The 18,731-nt window shown below is 73.8% G+C and carries 18 protein-coding genes, 2 tRNA genes and 1 other RNA gene; 5 read left to right on the forward strand and 16 right to left on the reverse strand.

Translation table 11 applies throughout. The annotated features are described in order from the left end of the window. Positions 1-25: 25 nt before the first annotated feature. The gene (locus BLS70_RS21510; RefSeq protein ID WP_304457106.1) at positions 26-2,029 is read right to left on the reverse strand and encodes a TPM domain-containing protein; all 2,004 of its coding nucleotides are present in this window, start codon (positions 2,027-2,029) and stop codon (positions 26-28) included. An 89-nt stretch (positions 2,030-2,118) separates the two neighbouring features. On the opposite strand from BLS70_RS21510, the gene BLS70_RS11710 reads away from it, so the two are divergent. Continuing rightward, positions 2,119-2,493: a Rieske (2Fe-2S) protein gene (locus BLS70_RS11710; protein WP_091767748.1), complete on the forward strand. Its 375-nt coding sequence runs from the start codon at positions 2,119-2,121 to the stop codon at positions 2,491-2,493. A 62-nt stretch (positions 2,494-2,555) separates the two neighbouring features. On the opposite strand, the gene BLS70_RS11715 is transcribed toward BLS70_RS11710, so the two are convergent. From BLS70_RS11715 to BLS70_RS11765, 11 genes are all read right to left on the reverse strand, one after another. Next, positions 2,556-3,710, reverse strand: a complete 1,155-nt coding sequence (locus BLS70_RS11715; protein WP_091767751.1) for an ABC transporter ATP-binding protein — start codon at positions 3,708-3,710, stop codon at positions 2,556-2,558. Continuing rightward, positions 3,707-4,783 carry an ABC transporter ATP-binding protein gene (locus BLS70_RS11720; RefSeq protein ID WP_255362417.1) on the reverse strand — a complete coding sequence of 359 codons (1,077 nt, stop codon included), beginning with the start codon at positions 4,781-4,783 and terminating at the stop codon, positions 3,707-3,709. Before BLS70_RS11720 ends, BLS70_RS11715 begins: the two co-directional genes overlap by 4 nt. Positions 4,784-4,788: 5 nt before the next feature. After that, positions 4,789-5,721 carry an ABC transporter permease gene (locus tag BLS70_RS11725; RefSeq protein ID WP_255362418.1) on the reverse strand — a complete coding sequence of 311 codons (933 nt, stop codon included), beginning with the start codon at positions 5,719-5,721 and terminating at the stop codon, positions 4,789-4,791. 5 nt (positions 5,722-5,726) lie between these two features. Then, positions 5,727-6,731: an ABC transporter permease gene (locus BLS70_RS11730; RefSeq protein ID WP_091767756.1), complete on the reverse strand. Its 1,005-nt coding sequence runs from the start codon at positions 6,729-6,731 to the stop codon at positions 5,727-5,729. A gap of 108 nt (positions 6,732-6,839) precedes the next feature. Further along, positions 6,840-8,543, reverse strand: coding sequence for an ABC transporter substrate-binding protein (locus BLS70_RS11735; protein ID WP_091767759.1), 1,704 nt, complete (start codon positions 8,541-8,543; stop codon positions 6,840-6,842). 248 nt (positions 8,544-8,791) lie between these two features. Next, on the reverse strand, positions 8,792-9,391 hold the full coding sequence (recR, locus tag BLS70_RS11740; protein WP_091767762.1) for a recombination mediator RecR: 600 nt from the start codon (positions 9,389-9,391) through the stop codon (positions 8,792-8,794). Positions 9,392-9,443: 52 nt separating this feature from the next. Beyond that, the gene (locus tag BLS70_RS11745; protein WP_091767765.1) at positions 9,444-9,785 is read right to left on the reverse strand and encodes a YbaB/EbfC family nucleoid-associated protein; all 342 of its coding nucleotides are present in this window, start codon (positions 9,783-9,785) and stop codon (positions 9,444-9,446) included. A gap of 73 nt (positions 9,786-9,858) precedes the next feature. Next, the gene (locus BLS70_RS11750) at positions 9,859-12,090 is read right to left on the reverse strand and encodes a DNA polymerase III subunit gamma and tau (RefSeq protein ID WP_091767769.1); all 2,232 of its coding nucleotides are present in this window, start codon (positions 12,088-12,090) and stop codon (positions 9,859-9,861) included. A 60-nt stretch (positions 12,091-12,150) separates the two neighbouring features. Further along, a complete protein-coding gene (locus BLS70_RS11755) occupies positions 12,151-12,816 on the reverse strand; it encodes a YceI family protein (protein ID WP_218122384.1) in 666 nt (221 codons plus the stop codon). A gap of 102 nt (positions 12,817-12,918) precedes the next feature. Then, an RNA gene (gene ffs / locus BLS70_RS11760) (signal recognition particle sRNA small type) lies at positions 12,919-13,014 on the reverse strand. A gap of 92 nt (positions 13,015-13,106) precedes the next feature. After that, positions 13,107-13,191 (reverse strand) — tRNA-Ser (locus BLS70_RS11765). Positions 13,192-13,406: 215 nt separating this feature from the next. On the opposite strand from BLS70_RS11765, the gene BLS70_RS11770 reads away from it, so the two are divergent. Continuing rightward, a complete protein-coding gene (locus BLS70_RS11770; protein ID WP_091767775.1) occupies positions 13,407-13,754 on the forward strand; it encodes a hypothetical protein in 348 nt (115 codons plus the stop codon). A 23-nt stretch (positions 13,755-13,777) separates the two neighbouring features. After that, positions 13,778-15,568: a serine/threonine-protein kinase gene (locus tag BLS70_RS20775; RefSeq protein ID WP_091767778.1), complete on the forward strand. Its 1,791-nt coding sequence runs from the start codon at positions 13,778-13,780 to the stop codon at positions 15,566-15,568. 65 nt (positions 15,569-15,633) lie between these two features. Here BLS70_RS20775 and BLS70_RS11780 read toward each other — a convergent pair. The 4 genes from BLS70_RS11780 to BLS70_RS11795 all read right to left on the reverse strand — a co-directional run bounded on the left by BLS70_RS11780 (position 15,634) and on the right by BLS70_RS11795 (position 17,436). Continuing rightward, a tRNA-Ser gene (locus BLS70_RS11780) sits at positions 15,634-15,722 on the reverse strand. A gap of 10 nt (positions 15,723-15,732) precedes the next feature. Then, complete coding sequence (gene tadA / locus BLS70_RS11785) at positions 15,733-16,197, reverse strand: tRNA adenosine(34) deaminase TadA (protein WP_091767780.1); 465 nt, start codon at positions 16,195-16,197, stop codon at positions 15,733-15,735. A gap of 82 nt (positions 16,198-16,279) precedes the next feature. After that, positions 16,280-16,936, reverse strand: a complete 657-nt coding sequence (locus tag BLS70_RS11790) for an HAD-IA family hydrolase (RefSeq protein WP_091767783.1) — start codon at positions 16,934-16,936, stop codon at positions 16,280-16,282. Continuing rightward, positions 16,933-17,436 carry a tRNA adenosine deaminase-associated protein gene (locus tag BLS70_RS11795; protein WP_255362419.1) on the reverse strand — a complete coding sequence of 168 codons (504 nt, stop codon included), beginning with the start codon at positions 17,434-17,436 and terminating at the stop codon, positions 16,933-16,935. The genes BLS70_RS11790 and BLS70_RS11795 overlap by 4 nt, the downstream gene beginning before the upstream one ends. 58 nt (positions 17,437-17,494) lie before the next feature. Here BLS70_RS11795 and BLS70_RS11800 point away from each other — a divergent pair, with 58 nt between their 5' ends. Together BLS70_RS11800 and BLS70_RS11805 are read left to right on the forward strand one after the other, a co-directional pair. After that, positions 17,495-18,457 (forward strand): prephenate dehydrogenase/arogenate dehydrogenase family protein, encoded by a 963-nt coding sequence (locus BLS70_RS11800; protein ID WP_091767785.1) that lies wholly within the window; start codon positions 17,495-17,497, stop codon positions 18,455-18,457. A 37-nt stretch (positions 18,458-18,494) separates the two neighbouring features. Then, positions 18,495-18,728 carry a DUF2630 family protein gene (locus BLS70_RS11805; RefSeq protein WP_091767788.1) on the forward strand — a complete coding sequence of 78 codons (234 nt, stop codon included), beginning with the start codon at positions 18,495-18,497 and terminating at the stop codon, positions 18,726-18,728. The last annotated feature ends 3 nt before the right edge of the window (positions 18,729-18,731 follow it).

An 18,731-nucleotide genomic window follows, 5' to 3' on the forward strand; every position in this document is an offset into this window, starting at 1 on the left:
TTCCCAGGACTCCCGGCACGCGGGCTCAGAAGCGGCCGCCACCGAAGCCGCCGCCACCTCCGCCGCCTCGGCCGCCACCGCCGCCGAATCCCCCGCCGCCAAACCCGCCGCCGCCGAACCCACCCCGGCCCCCGCCGGCCAGGATCCCGCCCAGCACGAGGCTGCCCAGGTCGACGCCGCCGCGGCGGTACCCGGGGCCGTAGCCGCCACCGAGACCCCCGCCGAAGCCGCCGGGGCCGCCACCCCAGCCCTGCAGGTCGTCCTGGGCCCGCTCCAGGGCCGAGCGCGCGAGCGACGTCGCCTGGTGCGCCTCCTGCAGCGCGGCCACGGGCTCGTCGCGTCCCCGGTCGACGGCGGCGTCGAGGTGCCGCTGCGCCTCGGCGAGCCGGGTGCGCGCCTCGGGACCGATCGCCCCGCGCCGGGTGGCGATGAAGTCGGCGGCCGCGTCGATCTCCGAGCGCGCGGTCAGCACGGCCGACTCCAGCGCCCCGGCGGCCCGGCGGCGCTGCGTCTCCGCGTCGCGGGCGACCGACAGCGCCTGCTCGAGCGCGATGTCGGCCTCCTCCAGCTGCCGCAGGGCCGCCAGCGGGTCGGGGCGTCCCACTGCCGTCAGCTCGTCGGCCGCGGACAGCGCGGCCTCGGCGCGGGCGATCTGCGGGCGCAGGCCGCCGCTGTTCCCCGACGCGGCGAGGGAGCGGGCCTCGGCGAGGTCCTTCTCCGTCTCGGCCCGCACCGCCGCGACCCGTCCGCCGGCGGCATCGAGGTCCGCACCGAGCCGGCCGACGGCGTCGAGCAGCGTGGCGGTCTGCGCGACCGCGTCCTCGGCCGCGCGGATGTCGCCGACGGCAGTCCCGGGCTCGGCCGAGGCGAGGGCCGCGCGGGCCTCCTGCACCTCCCGCTCGGCGGCGGCCAGCCGGGCGCGCGCCTCGGTGACGTTGGCCGCGACCGGGGCGACCGCGGTGGCCGCGAAGCGCTGCTGGAGCTGTGCCAGCCGCTGCTCCTCCTGCGGGATGCGCGCCTGCAGCCCGGCGATCCGCGGGGCGAGGGCGTCGAGGACCTGCGGCGCGGTGTTCTCCAGGTCGCGCAGCTTCGCGAACGCCCCGGCCTGCTCGTCCAGCCGTGCTCCGGCTGCCTGCGTCAGCTTCAGCATCTCGCCGAGCATCTGCCGGGTGGTCGGCTCGTCCTCCGGGATGTCGTCGTCGAGCTGCTGGCGCAGCGTGAACGCGCGGGAGAGCTCGTCCCGCGAGGCCGCCAGCGCCCTGTCGAAGCCGGTCACCGCCTCCTCGCCGTACTGGGAGCGGGCGTAGTCCAGGTCCAGCTGCGAGGTCTTCACCGCCTCGTCGAGCTCGAGCAGCGCGGAGCTGGCCCGGAACTGCAGCTGCTCGGTGGTCTCGCCGGCGTACGGATCGGCTTTCTCCAGCCGCTGCACCGGCGGGGGCAGGGCGTCGCGCTTCCGCCGCCGGTTGCGGCTGACCAGGTAGGCGCCGCCACCGACGACGGCGATCGCCCCGAGGACCAGCAACGCGCCGCCGCCTCCGGAGCCACCCGGCGCCTCGCCCGTGCGCATGGCGTCCGCGAACGCCACCGCACCGGCCCCCCAGTTGCCGTCGGCGAACTCCGGCTCGACGACCTGCCCGGCCAGCGTGTTCATCTCGTCGCGGGTGACGTCGGCGCCGTCGGGCACGAAGAAGCCGTACTCCCGCTCCTCCTCGGCGACCGCCAGCAGGGCGTCGTTCCCGCCCAGTCCGGACAGGGAGTAGGTGTCCTGCGTCCACTCGTCCGCGGTGCCCGGCTCGAAGGAGTCGACGAGGACGACGAAGAGCTGGATCCCGTCCTCGGTCCGCAGTTCGCCGATGGCCTCTGCGAGGTCGTTCTGCTCACCGGCGGTGAGCGCATCGGCCCGGTCGTCGATCTGCTCGCCGAGCCGGAAGGGTTCGTCGGCGAGCGCCGGTGCCGCACCCAGGGCGAGCAGGGCGGACGCGCCCAGGACCACGAACAGCCGGCGCAGGGCCACCTCGACACGGATCACCGATCGACCGTACCGGCGACGCGGTGGGTCCGGCGGCCGAGAGCTGGGTAGGGGCGCCCGGCAGGTCCCCACCACGCCGAGGAGTGCCCGTGCCCGACGACGACCGGATCCCCGCCACCGACCTCCCACCGGGGGCGGTGCGCCGGGTCGGCGACTGGGCCGTGGGCAACCGCGGCGCCGGTCCTGACGGCGGGGACCGGTACTTCGCCGTCTCCCGCCGCTGCCGGCACCAGCTCGCCGACCTCTCCGAGGGCGCCGTGGATGCCGACGGCTGCCTCGTCTGCCCGTGGCACCAGAGCCGCTACGACGTCCGCACCGGCGAGATGGTCGAGGGGCCGCGCGGCTTCCTCGGCTACCACGGGCCGACGCCGGGCTACACCCAGCTGGTGCGGTTGCTCGGCGCGGTGGCCCGGCTGCGCGTGCGCCGCGCCTCACGGAGCGGCGACGACGTCGTCCTGGACTAGTAGAAGGACCCCCCTGCCCCCCCACCGCTCGCAGGCTCGCGGCGGGACCCTGCAGCGGGGCCTTACGTTCTTTCGATCGGCTGGTCGATGCCCTGCACCAGCGCGTCGGTCTCGACGGGCCCGACCCCGGTGGCCGCGACGTGCACGCCCTGGATGGCCGCCACCTCCTCCGGCGCCTTGGGCCGCAGGACGCCGTCGCGGATCTCCTCCGCCCAGTGGCAGCTCACGAACCGGGCCGGCGCCAGCTCGCGCAGCACCGGCACCTCGTCGTCGCAGCGCGTCTCCTGCCGCCACGGGCAGCGGGTGTGGAACCGGCAGCCGTTGGGCGGGTTCGCCGGCGACGGCAGGTCACCGGCGAGCAGGATGCGCTCGCGGCTGCCCTCCACCACCGGGTCGGGCACCGGCACCGCGCTCATCAACGCCCGCGTGTAGGGGTGCAGCGGCTCCTCGTACAGGTCGTCGGCCGGCGCCTGCTCGACCAACGAGCCCAGGTACATGACGCCGACGACGTCGCTGATGTGCCGGACGACGGCGAGGTCATGGGCGATCACCAGGTAGGTCAGGCCGAGCCGTTCCTGCAGCTCCTCCAACAGGTTGACCACCTGGGCCTGCACGGAGACGTCGAGTGCTGAGACGGGCTCGTCGGCGATGAGGAGGTCGGGCTCGAGGGCGATGGACCGGGCGATGCCGATGCGCTGGCGCTGGCCGCCGGAGAACTCGTGCGGGTAGCGACGGAGCGCGGCCACCGGCAGGCCGACGGCGTCGAGGAGCGTGCGGATGTGGGCGGCGATGCCCGCGTTCCCGCCGTCCAGCCCGTGCGCGCGCAGCGGCTCGGACAGCAGCGACTCGACGTTCTGGCGCGGGTCCAGGCTGCCCAGCGGGTCCTGGAAGACCATCTGCATGCGCCGGCGCATCTTCCGCAGCGGCTCGCCCCTGAGCGCGGCGACGTCGGTGCCGTCGAAGACGACCGAGCCCGCCGTCGGCTCGACCAGCCGGAGGATGGCGCGGCCCAGGGTCGACTTGCCGCAGCCCGACTCCCCCACCAGGCCGTAGGTGGTCCCTCGGTCGATGGAGAGGTCGACGCCGTCGACGGCGCGGACGTGGCCGACCGTGCGGTCGACGAAGATGCCGCGCTTGATCGGGAAGTGCACTTTCAGCCCCTGCACGCGCAGCAGCGGCTCCCCGCGCTGGTCGGCGGGGGTGGCGGTCGCGGTCATCGGGCTGCTCCGGGGGCGGTGGCACCGGCGGGAGCCGGCGGGTACTCGATGGGGTGCCGGCAGCGCAGCTCGCGGCGCGGGCCGTCGGGGACCAGCTCGACGGTGCTGCCGGCCACCTCGGTCAGGCAGTCGTCCTGGGCGCTGTCGCAGCGCGGCGCGAACGCGCACCCGTCGGCCCAGGCGATGGTGTCGCGCGCGGAACCCCGGATGGGGGTGAGTGGTGCGCCGCGCGGGCTGTCCAGCCGGGGCACCGACGCCAGCAGCCCACCGGTGTAGGGCTGGCGCGGGCGGGCGAACAGCTCGTGCCGGTCCGCCGTCTCGATGATCTTCCCCGCGTACATGACGTGCACCCGGTCGCAGAGCCCGGCGACGACGCCGAGGTCGTGGGTGATCATCACCAGGGCGGTACCGCTGTCGACGACGAGCTCGCGGAGCAGTTCCAGGATCTGCGCCTGGATGGTCACGTCCAGCGCCGTCGTCGGCTCGTCGGCGATGAGCAGCCGCGGGCTGCAGGAGAGCGCCATCGCGATCAGCGCACGCTGGCGCATCCCGCCGGAGAGCTGGTGCGGGTACTCCTTGAGCCGGCGCAGCGGATCGGGGATGCCGACCCGGTCGAGCAGGCGGGCCGCCTCGTCGACGGCTTCCTTGCGGGTCATGTCGCGGTGCTCGAGGAGGACCTCGGTCACCTGCGTGCCGATGGGCACCGTGGGGTTGAGCGAGGAGAGCGGGTCCTGGAAGACCATCGCCATGTCGGCCCCGCGCAGGCCACGCAGCGTCTCCGCGTCAGCGCCGACGAGTTCCTGTCCGTCGAGCCGCACCGATCCGCTGACCTGCACGTTGCGCTTCGGGAGCAGCCCCATGACCGCCAGGGACGTCACGGACTTGCCGCACCCGGACTCACCGACCAGTCCGATCGTCTCGCCCGGGGCGACGGAGAAGCTGACGCCGTCGACGGCGCGGGTGTCGGCCTCGCCGCGCCGGGTGAAGCGGACGGCGAGGTCGGTGACCTCCAGGACGGGCTGGTTCCCCAGCCCGACCGGCGGCGCGGAGATGCTGCTCGATCCACTGCTCACCCCGCTCACCTCCGGAACTTCGGGTCGAGGGCCTCACGCAGCGACTCACCGAGCAGGGTGAAGCCCAGCGCCACGACGATGATGCACAGCGCCGGGTAGACGGCGAGCTCCGGTCGGATCGACAGGAATGCCTGGGCGTTCGCCAGCATCGCGCCCCACTCGGGCCGGGCCAGGTCCGGGTCCCCCAGGCCGAGGAAGGACAGCGCCGCAGCCTCGATGATCGCCGTCGCCAGCGACAGCGTGGCCTGGACGATCACTGGCGAGAGCGAGTTGGGCAGCACGTGCCCGAAGACGATCCTGCTCTTCTTCACCCCCAGCGCTTGCGCGGCCAGCGCGTAGTCGCTGTTGCGCTGCGCCAGCATCGACCCGCGCAGCAGCCGGGCGAAGATCGGTACCTGGGTCACCGCGATCGCGATCATCAGCGCGTACTGGTTCTGGCCCAGCAGCACCGAGATGCTGATGGCCATCAGCAGGCTGGGGATCGACAGCACGATGTCGATGAACCGCATGACCACGGTGTCGACCCAGCCGCCGAACGCGCCGGCGAGCACGCCGAAGGCCATCCCGACGACGACGCCGAGCACGGTCGAGACGACGCCGATCATCAGCGACTGCCGCGAGCCCCAGATCAGCCGGGACAGGATGTCGCGGCCCAGGTTGTCCACGCCCAGCGGAAAGCCCTCGCGCGCGCCGGGGATGTTGCCCGGGCGGATCTCCGACAGCAGCGTCTGGGCCAGCGGGTCGCGCGGCGCGAGGAAGGGTGCGAACGCCGCGACGACCAGGAAGGTGATGACGATGACCGCGCCGATGATCGCGACCGGGTCGCGGCGCAGCCGCCGGAAGGCGCTGCGGGTGAGCGAGACACCGCCCTCGCCCTCGGGCACCGCGCCCGCGCGCGCCGCGAGTTCGTCGATCCGCCGCCGCTTCACGTCCCCCATGGCCGTCATCGGACGCGCACCCGGGGATCGAGGAGACCGTAGGAGATGTCGACGAGGAGGTTCACGAGCACGTAGACCACCGCGAGGATGAGGATGAAGCCCTGCAGGACGGCGAAGTCGCGGGCACCGATCGCCTCGTAGATCGCCGAACCCACACCGCCGAAGGCGAACACCGACTCGGTGAGGACGGCGCCGGAGAGAAGCAGACCCGTCTGGAGGCCGATGGTCGTCGACACCGGGAGCAGGGCGTTGCGGATGATGTGCCGGCGTCGCACGGTCGCCGTCGCCAGGCCCTTGGCGTTCGCCGTCCGCACGTAGTCCTCGTTGACGACGTCGAGGACCGAGGCCCGGGTGATCCGCACGATGATGGCCAGCGGGATCGTGCCCAGCGCGATCGCCGGCAGGAGGAGGTGCTTCACGGCGTCCCAGGCGGCGTCCCACTCGCGGGTCAGCAGACCGTCGAGCACGTAGAAGTTGGTGATCCGGGTGGCGTTCATGCGCACGTCCTGGCGCCCGGATCCGGGCAGCCAGCCCAGCTCGACGGCGAAGCCGAGCCGCAGCAGGTAGGCGAGGAAGAAGACGGGGATCGCCACGCCGAGCAGCGAGGCGATGACCGAGGTGGAGTCCACCCAGCTGCCGTGCCTGCGGGCGGCGAGGTACCCCAGCGGGATGCCCAGACCGATCGCGAAGACCATCGCGAACAGCGTGAGCTCGATGGTGCCGGGCATGCGCTCGAAGAACTCGGTGGTCACCGATCGGCCGGTACGGGCGGAGGTGCCGAAGTCCAGCCGGACGGCACGGCCGAGAAAGCGCAGGTATTGGACGACCAGGGGCTCATCGAGGCCGAACAGTTCGTTGTAACGGGCGATGTCCTCGGGCGTCGCCCGCTCACCCAGGGCGGCCTGGGCAGGGCCGCCGGGCAGGGCGCGGAGCCAGGCGAAGAGCAGCACCGACAGCCCGAGCAGGATCGGGATCAGCTGCAGGAGCCGCCGGACGATGAAGCGGAGCACGCGCTCGGGTCCCTCTCACGGATCGGGCCCGCCCACCGGCTCGCGGCCGGCCCCCTTGCAGGGGCCCGCCGCGAGCCTGCGAGCGGTGGGGGGCGAGGGGGTCCTTCCTCAGTCCGTGAGGGACACCGTGGAGAAGACCTCGGCGGTCAGCGGGCTGGGCTCGAGGCCCTGGACCCGCTCCGAGACCACGAGCGCAGGCGGGGAGTGCGAGATCGGCAGACCCGGCAGGAACTCCATGATCCGCCGGTTGGCCTCCTGGTAGTCCTCCGTCCGGCCGTCGACGTCCGGGTTGGTGTCGCCTTCGTCCAGGGCCGCGAAGATCTCCTGGTTGTCGAAGGCACCGAACTCCGCCTTGGCGAGGCCGTCGGCCTTGGCCGCGAAGAACGTCCCGATGAAGTTGTAGGCGTCGTTGTAGTCACCCGTCCACCCGAGCAGGTGGATGTCGTGCTGCAGACCGGCCTGGACCGCATTCAGGTAGTCCGGGTTCCAGGGCAGCGCCGTCGCCTCGACCGTGAAGCCCGCGTCGATCAGGTTCTGGTTGATCACCTGGAAGATCGCGGCCGGGTCCGGCAGGTAGGGCCGGCTGACGTCGGTCGGGTAGAAGAACTTCAGCGTCGTCCCGGTCGCACCGGCCTCGGCCAGCAGCTCCTTGGCCCGCTCGACGTCGTACTCGTAGGTGGTGACGTCGTCGGCCCAGCCCTCCACCGTCGGCGGCATGAACTGGGTGGCGACCTCGGCGCCCTCGGGCAGCTGGGAATTCACGATCGTCTCCCGGTCGATCGCGTGAGCGATCGCCTGGCGGACGCGGACGTCCTTCAGCGCCGGGTTGGCCGTGGTGCCCGGGACGTTCCCATGGTTGATGCCCAGGTACAGGATGTTGAACGGGTCGCGGACGAGCACCTCGCCGTCTTCCTGCAGGGTCTCGTAATCCGCCGGTGCGACGAAGTCGTAGGCGTCGATCTCGCCGGCCTGGAACTCCTGGCGGCGGGTGTTCCCGTCGGAGATCGTCCGGAAGATGATCTCGTCGAGCTTGGCCTTGTCACCCCAGTAGTCGTCGTTGCGGACGATGGTGACCTCGCCGTTGCTGCGGTCCCAGCTGTCGAACTTGAACGGGCCGGTGCCGACCGGGTGCTCCAGGGCGTACTCGGAGTAGGTCAGCGCGTCGTCGTTGCCGCCGAGGTTGTCGGCGTCGTACTCCTGCAGGGCGTCCGGGCTCTGGATCGAGAAGGCCGGGAGGGCCAGGGCGGAGGGGAAGCGCGAGGTCACCTTGGTGAGCCGGATGACCGCAGTGCTCTCGTCGGTCGCCTCGCAGCTCTCGAAGATGCTGGGGGTGTCCGGCGTGCTGGCGAATCCGCCGAACACGTCCTGGTAGTACGGCGTGGCGCTGGGGCTCTGGGCCAGGCCCTCGAAGTTGTACCAGCGGTCGAAGTTGAAGCAGACCGCCTCGGCGTTGAAGTCCGTTCCGTCGTGGAACTTCACGCCCTCTTCCAGAGCGAACGTGTACTCGAGGCCGTCCTCGCTGACATCCCAGTCCCTCGCCAGCTCGGGGACCGGGTCGGTGCCGCCGAGCTCGTTGCCGAGGAGACCCTCGTGGATCTGACGGGCGACGCGGAAGGTCTCGCCGTCGCTGGCGAAGGCCGGGTCGAACATCTTGGGGTCACCGGCCGCGCCGAAGACCAGGGTGCCGCCGGTCTCGCCGCCGCCACCCCCGCCCTCGTCCTCACGGTCGCTGGAGGCGCAGGCCGACAGGGAGACCGCGGTGAGCGCGGCGGCTGACGCGGCGAGCAGACGGGTGGTGGAGCGACGGGTCATCGCGGAAGACCTTCCTTCCCGGCCCGCGGAGGGCCGGACGAGCTCCGGAAAGGGGCGCCGAGGACCGCAAGGGCTCCACGGACGTTTCCCGGACACTAGGGCGCGCCAGTCCATGCAGGTGAGGCACGGATCTGCATCGACACCGATCCGTGACCTTCGCCCGCAGCACCCCCGTCGCGCGAAGTGGCCGCCGGGCGCTCACCGGGTCGACACCCAGCGGTCGCCCGGGCGTCACCCGCCGGTCGACGTCAGGCGCTGATGGTGCGGCGCCCCTCGAACGCGCGGCCCAGCGTGACCTCGTCGGCGTACTCCAGGTCGCCGCCCACCGGCAGGCCGCTGGCCAGCCGGCTCACCGTCAGCCCCATCGGGCCGACCAGCCGGGCCAGGTACGCGGCGGTCGCCTCGCCCTCGAGGTTGGGGTCGGTGGCGATGATCATCTCGGTGACCGCGCCGTTCATGAGCCGGGTCATGAGCTCCTTGACCCGCAGGTCGTCCGGGCCCACGCCGTCGATCGGGCTGATCGCGCCGCCGAGCACGTGGTAGCGGCCGCGGAACTCCCGTGTCCGCTCGATGGCGACGACGTCCTTGGGCTCCTCCACGACGCAGAGCACGTCCTCGGAGCGGCGCGGATCACGGCAGATCCGGCACTGCTCGGCCTCGGCGACGTTGTAGCAGGTCACGCAGAAGCGGACCTCGGCCTGCACCCGGTTGAGCGCGGCGACGAGCCGGCCGACGTCGGCGGACTCGGAGGCGAGCAGGTGGAAGGCGATGCGCTGCGCGCTCTTCGGCCCGACCCCGGGGAGGCGGCCGAGCTCGTCGATGAGGTCCTGGACGGCACCCTCGTACACGGTGTTCCTCGTTCCCTGCGGTGTCGGTGCTCTCGCGGTCGGGCGCGGTCGGTCAGAGGCCGGGCAGGCCCAGTCCGCCTCCGCCGCCGAGACCGCCGGCCAGCGGGCCCATCGTCTCGGCCGCGAGCTGGTCGACGGCAGTCCTGGCGTCGCGGACGGCGGCCACGACGAGGTCCTGCAGCGTCTCCAGGTCGTCGGGGTCGACGGCGGCCGGGGAGATGGTGAGCGCGGTGAGCTCGCCGTCCCCGGTCATCGTCGCCGAGACCAGCCCCCCGCCGGCGGTGCCGGTGACCTCACGGGAGGCGAGCTCCTCCTGCGCCGCGACGAGCTGCTGCTGCATCTCCTGCGCCTGCTTCATGAGCTGCGACAGGTCGGGCTGGCCTCCGGGGAACATACGTCGAGAGTAGGCCCAGGATCCGACGTGCAGCGGCTCGCCGACGACGGGTGGGACCGGTGAGGCGGCCGCCTCAGGAGTCGATGGGCTGAGCGCCGAGCTGGGTCTTGAGCAACTGCAGCGCCGCCTGCTCGGGGTCCACCGCGGGCACGTGCTCCCGTCCGCCCTCCGACGACTCCTCGGCCGCCCGCTGGGCCATGAGCTCGCTGGCCTCGGCCGCCTCCGCGACGCGCGCCGCCTCGCGGGCGTCCTCGCGGCTCACCTGCGGCCCTGGCGCGGCGGTGCCGGCGACGACGACCTGCACCTTCCAGCGGACGCCGAGCAGCTCCTGCAGCGCGGCGCGGATCACGTCCTTGTTGAGGTCGTCCCCGAGCATCTTGGCCAGCGCCGGCGAGGTGGCCTCCAGCGTGAGGACGCCGCCGGCGAGGTCGTGCACCTGGGCGCTCTTGAGCAGCGCCTCGGTGGTCCGCTTGTGGCCGCGGACGACCTTGAGCAGCTCGGGCCAGACCCGCCGGACGTCGCTGGTGTTCAGCGTCCCCTCGGACTCCGGTGGGTTCGCCGACACCACCGGCGTCGGCTCGCCGCCCCGCGGCGCGGGCGAGGACTCGGCGGCCGGACGGGGCGCCACGGAGGGCCCGGGCTCCTGCACCCGCGCGGCGGCGGCGCGGACGGCCGCCGGCTGAGCCGGGTGCGGCCAGTCCTCGTCGTCGGTGGGCTCGGGCGGCAGCGGGATGTCCGGCTCGTCCGTGGCCGCCCGGGGACGGCCCGGGGCGGTGGACGCCGGGCCGGTGGTCGCCGGTGCCGGCGTGGGCGCGGGTGATGCCGAGGCCCGTCGCGCGGACCCGGGCTGCACCGTCTCCGGCCAGTCGTCCGCGGCGGCAGCCGGCGCGGACGCGGCCGGGGCCGCCGGCGCGGGGGCAGCCCCCTCCCGGCGCTGGGAGGGCCGGACGTAGCTCATGGCCGCAGGAGCCGCGGCCGGCGGTGTGGCCGCGGCAGGCGGTGTGGCCGCGGCCGGCTCGGGGCGGGCCGGCTCCGGCGCGGCCTCGCGGACCGGCTCGCGCGCGGGCGCCGGGCGGGCCGCGGCGGCGCGCGGCGCCTCCTGCGGCACGACCTCGGCCGGCGGGCGTCCGGCGTGCTCGCCGGCGATGGACATCCGCCGCTCGAGGCGCTCGAGCCGCTGCAGCGTGGCGACCGCCGAGCCGTCGGTGCCCGGCAGCAGCATGCGGGCGCAGACGAGCTCGAGCAGCAGCCGGGGAGCCGTCGTCCCCCGCATCTCGGTGAGGCCCTCGTGCACGGTGTCGGCCATCCGCGAGAGGGTGGCCGACCCGAGCGCCTGGGCCTGCTGGCTCATCAGGTCGATCCGGTCCGACGGCGAGTCCAGCAACCCGTTGCCACCGGCGTCGGGGACCGCGTCCAGCACGATGAGGTCGCGCAGCCGGTCGAGCAGGTCGGTGGCGAACCGGCGCGGGTCGTGCCCGGCCTCGACCACGCGGTCGACCGCACGGAACACCCCGGCGGCGTCGTGCGCGGCCAGCGCGTCGATCGTCTCGTCGAGCAGCGCGTCGTCGGTGACCCCGAGCAGGCCGACGGCGCTGCGGTAGGTGACGCCCTCGGGCCCGGCACCGGCCAGCAGCTGGTCGAGGATCGACAGCGAGTCCCGGACCGAGCCGCCACCGGCACGCACGACCAGCGGGAAGACGGTCGGCTCGACCGTCACGCCTTCGGCGACGCAGGTCTTCTCGAGCAACCCGCGCAGCGTCGTCGGCGGCACGAGGCGGAACGGGTAGTGGTGGGTGCGCGACCGGATGGTGGGCAGCACCTTGTCCGGCTCCGTCGTCGCGAAGACGAAGACCAGGAACTCCGGCGGCTCCTCGACGACCTTGAGCAGGGCGTTGAAGCCCTGCGAGGACACCATGTGCGCCTCGTCGACGATGTAGACCTTGTACCGGCTGTTGACCGGGGCGAAGAAGGCGCGTTCGCGCAGGTCGCGGGCATCGTCGACACCACCGTGGCTGGCCGCGTCGATCTCGATGACGTCCAGCGAGCCGGGGCCGTCGGGCGCCAGCGCGACGCACGAGCCGCAGACGCCGCAGGGCGTCGAGGTGGGCCCCTGCTCGCAGTTCAGCGAGCGGGCCAGGATGCGGGCCGACGACGTCTTGCCGCAGCCACGGGGGCCGCTGAAGAGGTAGGCGTGGTTGATCCGGCCGCCGTCGACCGCGTTCACCAGCGGCGCGGTGACGTGCTCCTGCCCGACCACCTCGGCGAAGGTCGCCGGGCGGTACTTCCGGTACAGAGCCAGTGCCACGCCGCGAGGTTACCCAGGCCCACCGACGCCGCGGTCACGTCGCCGCGGCGTCCACAGGAGTCAGCGCGCGAGGCGCAGCAGGAACTCCACGGCGCCGCGGTCCTCGACCCGGACGAACCCGAGGTTCGGCGCCTCGACGCCGTGGTCGGCGAAGACCAGCGGGACCGAGCCGGAGACGTCGACACCCTCGGGGGTACGGACGACGGACAGCTCCGCCTGCACCTCGCGCGCCGTCCCCTTGACCGTCAGCTCGCCGGTGACCGGGACGGTCACCGGCGTGCCGGTGAGCTCGGGCAGGTCCACGGGGCCGGTGACCACGAAGGTGGCCGTCGGATAGGTGCCCACGTCCATGACGTTGTCGCGGAAGTAGCCGTCCCGGCGGCTGCTGTCGGTGGTGACGCTGGCGATGTCGACGGTCACCTCGGCCGAGCTCAGGTCCCCGCCCTCGACGACGACCTGACCCGTGACCTGGTCGGTGGTCCCGGCCACGGTGACGTCGGCGCCGTTGAGCACCTCGTCCACGCGGTAGCCCGCGCTCGAGCCGGCGGCGACCGTCCACGTGCCGTCGGTCTCCGGGGTGAGCGCGACGCCCTCCGGCTGCGCCTCCACGGTGCGGGCCGGGGGCGCGTCCTCCTCCATGGCGGCGTAGATCAGCGGTCCGCCGATCAGGCCCAGCACGAGGAGCGCGAGGCCGCCCCCGAGGATCCACCGGACGCGACGACTCATGGCCCACTCCCCTGCTTGACGGTTCATGCATCGAAGCGCACGAACCTGACAGGGAGCTGTGAACCGCGGCACGTCCACGGCGCGACCGGCTCCGGGCGGAAAGAAAGGGACCCCCCGCGCACCCGCCAGAGCCCGCTTATCCTTGCTGCCTTCCGGCCCTGGGGAGGTTCACAGGGTGACGCCACACGAGGGGTCGGATCCCACTGTAGAGCACACCCGGGAACCTTCCGGGCACCACCGCAAGCGATGGGCCCGCCGCCGTCCGGGAGGACGGGGCGGGCCCGGTGCGGCGGAGGATGGGAGATTCGAACTCCCGAGGGGTTGCCCCCAACCCGCTTTCCAAGCGAGCGCCATAGGCCACTAGGCGAATCCTCCAACTGCGGGCCCGATGCTACCGGGCGACCGCCGGAACCTCGGCACGGCTCTCGGAGACCGGCCCGGCGGAGCCCCGTCCGGTCGGCGGGCCGCGCCGGACACCCCTTCTGCTCCCGGGGGTGGTTGAGTGTCCCGACCTGCGGGCATGCCCGTGCGGATACGAACGACCAGCCCCCGGGAACCCTCCGCGGAGGCGACCCGAGGAGGAGGCGGACATGAGCGAGGACACGCAGGTACGACCGGACGTCGTCGAGGCGATCGTCGGCGTCCTCAAGGGCGGCGACGCGGCGGCGCTGCCGGAGGGGGCCACCGCGGCCGAGAAGGCGGCCGCCAAGGACTCCTACCTGTCGGAGTTCGTCGCCGAGCGCGGCAAGCGCGACCGCCAGTCGCAGGCCTGGGAGCTGCTGCTGACCCGCAGCTACGACGAGCCCCCGACCTGGGGCCGGATCTTCGACGACCTCGACCCGGCCGTGCACACCGAGCTCGGCGAGCTGTTCGACGCCCTCCCCGCAGGCGCCAAGGAGGAGTACGTGCGCCGGTACGGGGAGCCCTCGGGCGTCTGACGACGTCTGCCACCGATCCGCCGATGTCCCCCTCCCTCACCGCTCCCGGCCGGCTCGTCGCCGGCCGCTACCGGCTGCAGTCGCAGATCGGTGGCGGCGGCATGGGCGCGGTCTGGCTGGCCCGCGACGAACTCCTGGGCCGCCAGGTCGCGGTCAAGCAGGTCCTGGTCTCCGAGGCCGACGAGGCGCTGGCCGATCAGCAGCGGCAACGGGCCCTGCGGGAGGGCCGGATCGCCGCCCGGCTGAGCCATCCGCACGCGATCTCGGTCTACGACGTCGCGCAGGAGGGCGAGACGCCCTGGCTGGTCATGGAGTACCTGCCCTCGCGCAGCCTCTCCGAGGTGGTCGCCGCCGAGGGCGTGCTGCGCGTGGACCAGGTGGCGCAGATCGGCGCCCAGGTGGCCGACGCGCTGACCGCCACGCACGCGGCCGGCATCGTCCACCGCGACGTGAAGCCGGCCAACATCCTCATCGGCCAGGGCCCGGGGCTCGAGGGCCTGGTCAAGATCACCGACTTCGGCATCTCGCACGCCCACGGCGACGTCACACTCACCCAGACCGGCCAGATCACCGGCACGCCGGCGTTCCTCGCGCCGGAAGTCGCCCAGGGCTACGAGATGGGCGAGGCGAGCGACGTCTACTCACTGGGCGCCACCCTCTACACCTGCCTCGAGGGGCAGCCGCCCTTCGGCATGGAGGACAACGCGCTGGCCATGCTGCACAAGGTGGCCGGCGGGACGATCCGGCCGCCGGTGCGCGCCGGCTCCCTCACCGGCCCCCTGACGCGGATGCTGGCCAGCGACCCGGCCGCCCGGCCGACGATGGCCGAGGTCCGCGACGAGCTGGCGCGGCTGGCCGCGGGTCGCAGCGGCGACACCACCACGGTCCTGCTGGCGCGGACCGACCTGCGCCCGGCCGGTGGGCGGCCGCGCACCGAGGTCTTCCCCGCGGCGGGCGCAGCAGCTGCCGGTGCCGCGGCAGGTGCGGCCGCAGCGGGTGCCGCCGCCGCGGACGAGGCGCCGGCGAAGGCGCCCCTGCCCGCGCCGCCGGTGCGCTCGGCAGCGGCACCGCGGACGGGCACACCCCCGGAGGCCGCTGCACCGTCACCTCCCCCGGCCTCGGCACCGCCGGCCGAGCAGCCGCCCGCCGCTCCGCCGGCCGCCGACCGGCCCCGCGTCCAGCCCGCGCCGGGACGGACCGGACGGCGACGGGCGATCTGGGTGGCCGCGGCCCTCCTCGTCGCGGCGCTGGCCGCGGTGATCGGCTTCGTGGCCCTGCGCCCCGATGACCCCGACCGCACCGGGACGCAGGCCGACGACACGACGTCCTCGCCGACGTCCTCGCCGCCCTCGAGCCCGGCGCCGGAGGACGAGGAGACCGGGGAGAGCCCGGCAGGCGGGTCGACCGGCGCCGAGGAACCGGACAGCGGGAGCACCGGGACCAGCGCTGCCGATCAACCCACGTCGCAACCGCCCCCTGGGCCGGAGCCCGTGAGCGACCCGCTGAGCGCGGCCAACATCCAGGCCTTCCTCGCCGACTACCACCGGCAGGTCATCCAGGACCCGGCATCCGCGTACGACCGCACCGGCCCGACGCTGCGCGCCAACATCGGCAGCCGCGAGGACTACATCGCGTACTGGAGCCAGTTCTCCGACGTGAGGGTCAGCGAGGTGCAGGCGACCGACGGGCAGACCCAGGTCACCGGCCGGCTCGACTGGACCTTCACCAACGGTGAGACGAGATCCGCGCTCCGCCGGTTCACCCTGATCGAGCAGAACGGGCAGCTGATCCTCGACAGCGAGCTCGACCCCTGAGCGCGACCCTGACCAATGACGGAGCCCCCGCCTCCCGTTCGGGAGAGCAGGGGCTCCGGTCGCGCTGGCGGTGGCGGTGGGATTTGAACCCACGGAGGCTATGAACCTCACACGCTTTCGAGGCGTGCTCCTTCGGCCGCTCGGACACGCCACCGCCGAAGAGACTACAGGCCCCGCTGGGCCCGGAAGAACGCACGTAGCAGCGTGGCGGACTCCTCGGCGCGGACGCCCGCGGTGACCTCCGGCCGGTGGTTGAGCCGCCGGTCACGGACGACGTCCCACAGCGATCCGGCCGCGCCGGCCTTGGGGTCGTCGGCCCCGTAGACCACCCGGTCGACCCGGGACAGGACGGTCGCGCCGGCGCACATGGTGCACGGCTCGAGGGTGACCACCAGGGTGCAGCCGGTCAGCCGCCAGCCGTCGCCGTGCACCTGCGCGGCCGCGCGCAGCGCCAGCACCTCGGCGTGCGCGGTGGGGTCGCCGCGCTTCTCCCGCTCGTTGGCCGCCTCGGCGAGCACCGCGCCGTCCGGACCCAGGACGACGGCGCCGATCGGGGTGTCGCCCCACTCCTGCGCCGCGGTCGCGAGCTCGAGCGCCCGCCCCATGGCTGCGTCGACGTCGAGCCTCATGACGGCGGCCTGCGGACAGTCGGCCTCTGCCCACCGCTGTGGGCAGAGGCCGACTGTGCCGGAGGACGGTGCCACGCCCGCGTCATGCCGCAGGGCCGACCAGGGGGAAGCCGACCAGCCCGGAGAGCTCGGCGATCGCGACGTCCGGGTCGACGACCTTGATGGTCGAGAAACCCAGCGCCCGCGCCGGCTTGAGGTTGATGCCGAGGTCGTCGAGGTACGCGCAGTCGGCGGCCTCGATGCGCCGGCCCACGGCCTCGGACAGCCGGACCAGCGCCCGCTGGTAGATCTCGGGCTCGGGCTTGCGCACGCCCTCGATCGACGACTCCACGATGACGTCGAACATGTCGAGGATCTCGTCCATCCGCCCGCCCCGCTCCATCGGGGAGACGTTGTTCGACACCATCCCCAGCGGCAGCCCGTGCGCGCGGAGCCGGCGGATGGCCTCGACCATGGCCGGCCGGACCTCGCCACGGAGAGCGGCCAGCACCCGGCTCGCGTCGAGCCGGTGCCCGAGCGCGGCGGCCTCGGCCTCGAACGCTGCCGAGAACCCCGCCACGTCCAGCTCGTTGCGCTCGAAGCGCGCCCATGCGTTGGTGTCCGGATCGGTGGAGTTCAGCTGCCGGATCAGCCCGTCGGGCAGTCCGGCCTCGCGCTCGTAGGCGGCGAACGCGATCATCGGGCTCTCGGTGATCACCCCGCCCAGGTCGAAGACGACCGCCGACACGGTGCCGCTCACGAGTTCACCGCCGCGGCCAGCTCGTCGTCGAACCCGAGGCGGGCGGCGATCCGCTGCACCATCTCGTCGGCCCACAGGTCGTCAGCAGTCACGATCGTCCTCAGCTCCTCGGCGGGCAGCCCGTCGTCGGCGAAGACGTCCATGTCGCCACCGGGCCAGCCGCTCTCGTCGTCGTCGAAGGCGCCGTCGGTGTCGACGCCGATCCCGTACCGCTCGACCACCTCGGCGGCCAGCACCCATTCGAGCATCGTCGCGTCGGAGATCAGCGCCCGGACCATGCCACCGGGCCCGTGCCGCAGGACGACGAAGTAGAGCCGGGAGTCAACGACCACCACGAACGGTGGCGGCCACGCGCCGGCGTCGCCCAGCGCACGCTCGAGCACCGGCAGCTCGTCACCCGCGTCCTCGGCCAGCAGGTCCACCCGCCAGCGCGCGCCCGCTCGCGACACCCGCACCGCGTAGCTGGCCGGGCCGGCGGGCGCGCCGTCCACCGCGCTCACCGCCGGGACCGCCGGGTCGGGCCGTCGAGCAGCAGCAACTGGGTCATAGCCTCTGATCATGGCCGATGCCGAGCGTGCCGCGACCACTGCTGCCGGACGGGCGCCCTCGTTCCCCGTTCCGACCATGCCGGCACCGCCCGTCTCGGTGGTCGGGCTGGGGCAGCTGGGCGGCTCCCTGGCCGCCGCACTGGCCGCCGCGGGCCGCCCCGTGTCCGGCTGGGACACCGACCCGGCGGCCCGCGACGCGGCAGCCGCACGCGGGGTGCGGATCACCCGCGAGCTCACCGGCGTCGTCGTCCTCGCCGTCCCGCTGCCAGCCATGGCGACGGTGCTGGACGGGCTGGTCGTCGACCCCGGCGCGACGGTCACCGACCTCGGCTCGGTGAAGGGACCGGTCCTGGCGTCGCTCGGCGGGCAGCTGGGCGGCCGGTTCGTCGGCGGGCACCCCATGTGCGGCACGGAGCGGTCCGGGCACGAGGCCGTCGACCCGGGGCTGTTCGCCGGAGCGCGGTGGGCGCTGTGCGTGGAGCCCGGCACCGAGCTCCCCCGGTGGCTGCGCGTCGCCGAGGTGGCGCTGGCCGTCGGCGCCGAGGTCGTGCCGGTCACCGCGGCCGAGCACGACGCCGCCGTCGCCGCGATCAGCCACGTCCCGCACCTGCTCGCCGCCGCCCTCGCCGCCGCCGCCGCGGAGGCCGGACCACTGGCGCTGGCGCTGGCCGCCGGCAGCTTCCGGGACGGCACCCGGGTCATCGGCAGCGACCCCGCCTTCGTCACCGCGATGGTCGAGGGCAACGCCGCGCCCACGACCGCGGCGCTGGACCGGGTGCTGGCCCAGCTGCAGCGCCCGCGGTCGGAGCTGGTGGCCGCGGGGCACGCCGTCGTCACCCGGCCGGCCGGCCGGCGCCCGGTGCGCATCCCGCTGGAGCGGGCGGCGCTGCTGTCGGTGGGTCGCGCCGGGGGCGCGGTCACCCGGCGGCTGGCCGCGTTCGTGGAAGGCTGGGTCCCCGACGCGGGCGACTGACCGTTTCGTGTCGCCGCGAGGGGGCAGGCACCCGTGCATGGACGAGACCGACATCCTCAGCCGCATCCACTCGCTGGTCGAGGAGGAGCACAAGCTCCGCGACAGCAGCGAGCACACCGACGAGACGCGCACCCGCATGAGCAAGCTCGAGGCGGACCTGGACCAGCTGTGGGACCTGCTGCGCCAGCGCCGGGCCAAGCGCCAGTACGACGAGGATCCCGACGAGGCGCAGCCCCGCCCCGAGCCGCAGGTGGAGAGCTACCTCCAGTAGCCG

This window comes from Blastococcus aurantiacus (assembly GCF_900102425.1).
GTDB lineage: Bacteria > Actinomycetota > Actinomycetes > Mycobacteriales > Geodermatophilaceae > Blastococcus > Blastococcus aurantiacus.

Coding starts and splice junctions, on each gene's coding strand:
- BLS70_RS11725 (WP_255362418.1), bottom strand. CDS start 5,721: ATGGGGGACGTGAAGCGGCGGCGGATCGACGAACTCGCGGCGCGCGCG.
- BLS70_RS11805 (WP_091767788.1), top strand. CDS start 18,495: ATGGACGAGACCGACATCCTCAGCCGCATCCACTCGCTGGTCGAGGAG.
- BLS70_RS11735 (WP_091767759.1), bottom strand. CDS start 8,543: ATGACCCGTCGCTCCACCACCCGTCTGCTCGCCGCGTCAGCCGCCGCG.
- BLS70_RS11745 (WP_091767765.1), bottom strand. CDS start 9,785: ATGTTCCCCGGAGGCCAGCCCGACCTGTCGCAGCTCATGAAGCAGGCG.
- BLS70_RS11770 (WP_091767775.1), top strand. CDS start 13,407: ATGAGCGAGGACACGCAGGTACGACCGGACGTCGTCGAGGCGATCGTC.
- BLS70_RS11800 (WP_091767785.1), top strand. CDS start 17,495: ATGGCCGATGCCGAGCGTGCCGCGACCACTGCTGCCGGACGGGCGCCC.
- BLS70_RS20775 (WP_091767778.1), top strand. CDS start 13,778: ATGTCCCCCTCCCTCACCGCTCCCGGCCGGCTCGTCGCCGGCCGCTAC.
- BLS70_RS11755 (WP_218122384.1), bottom strand. CDS start 12,816: ATGAGTCGTCGCGTCCGGTGGATCCTCGGGGGCGGCCTCGCGCTCCTC.
- BLS70_RS11715 (WP_091767751.1), bottom strand. CDS start 3,710: ATGACCGCGACCGCCACCCCCGCCGACCAGCGCGGGGAGCCGCTGCTG.
- tadA (WP_091767780.1), bottom strand. CDS start 16,197: ATGAGGCTCGACGTCGACGCAGCCATGGGGCGGGCGCTCGAGCTCGCG.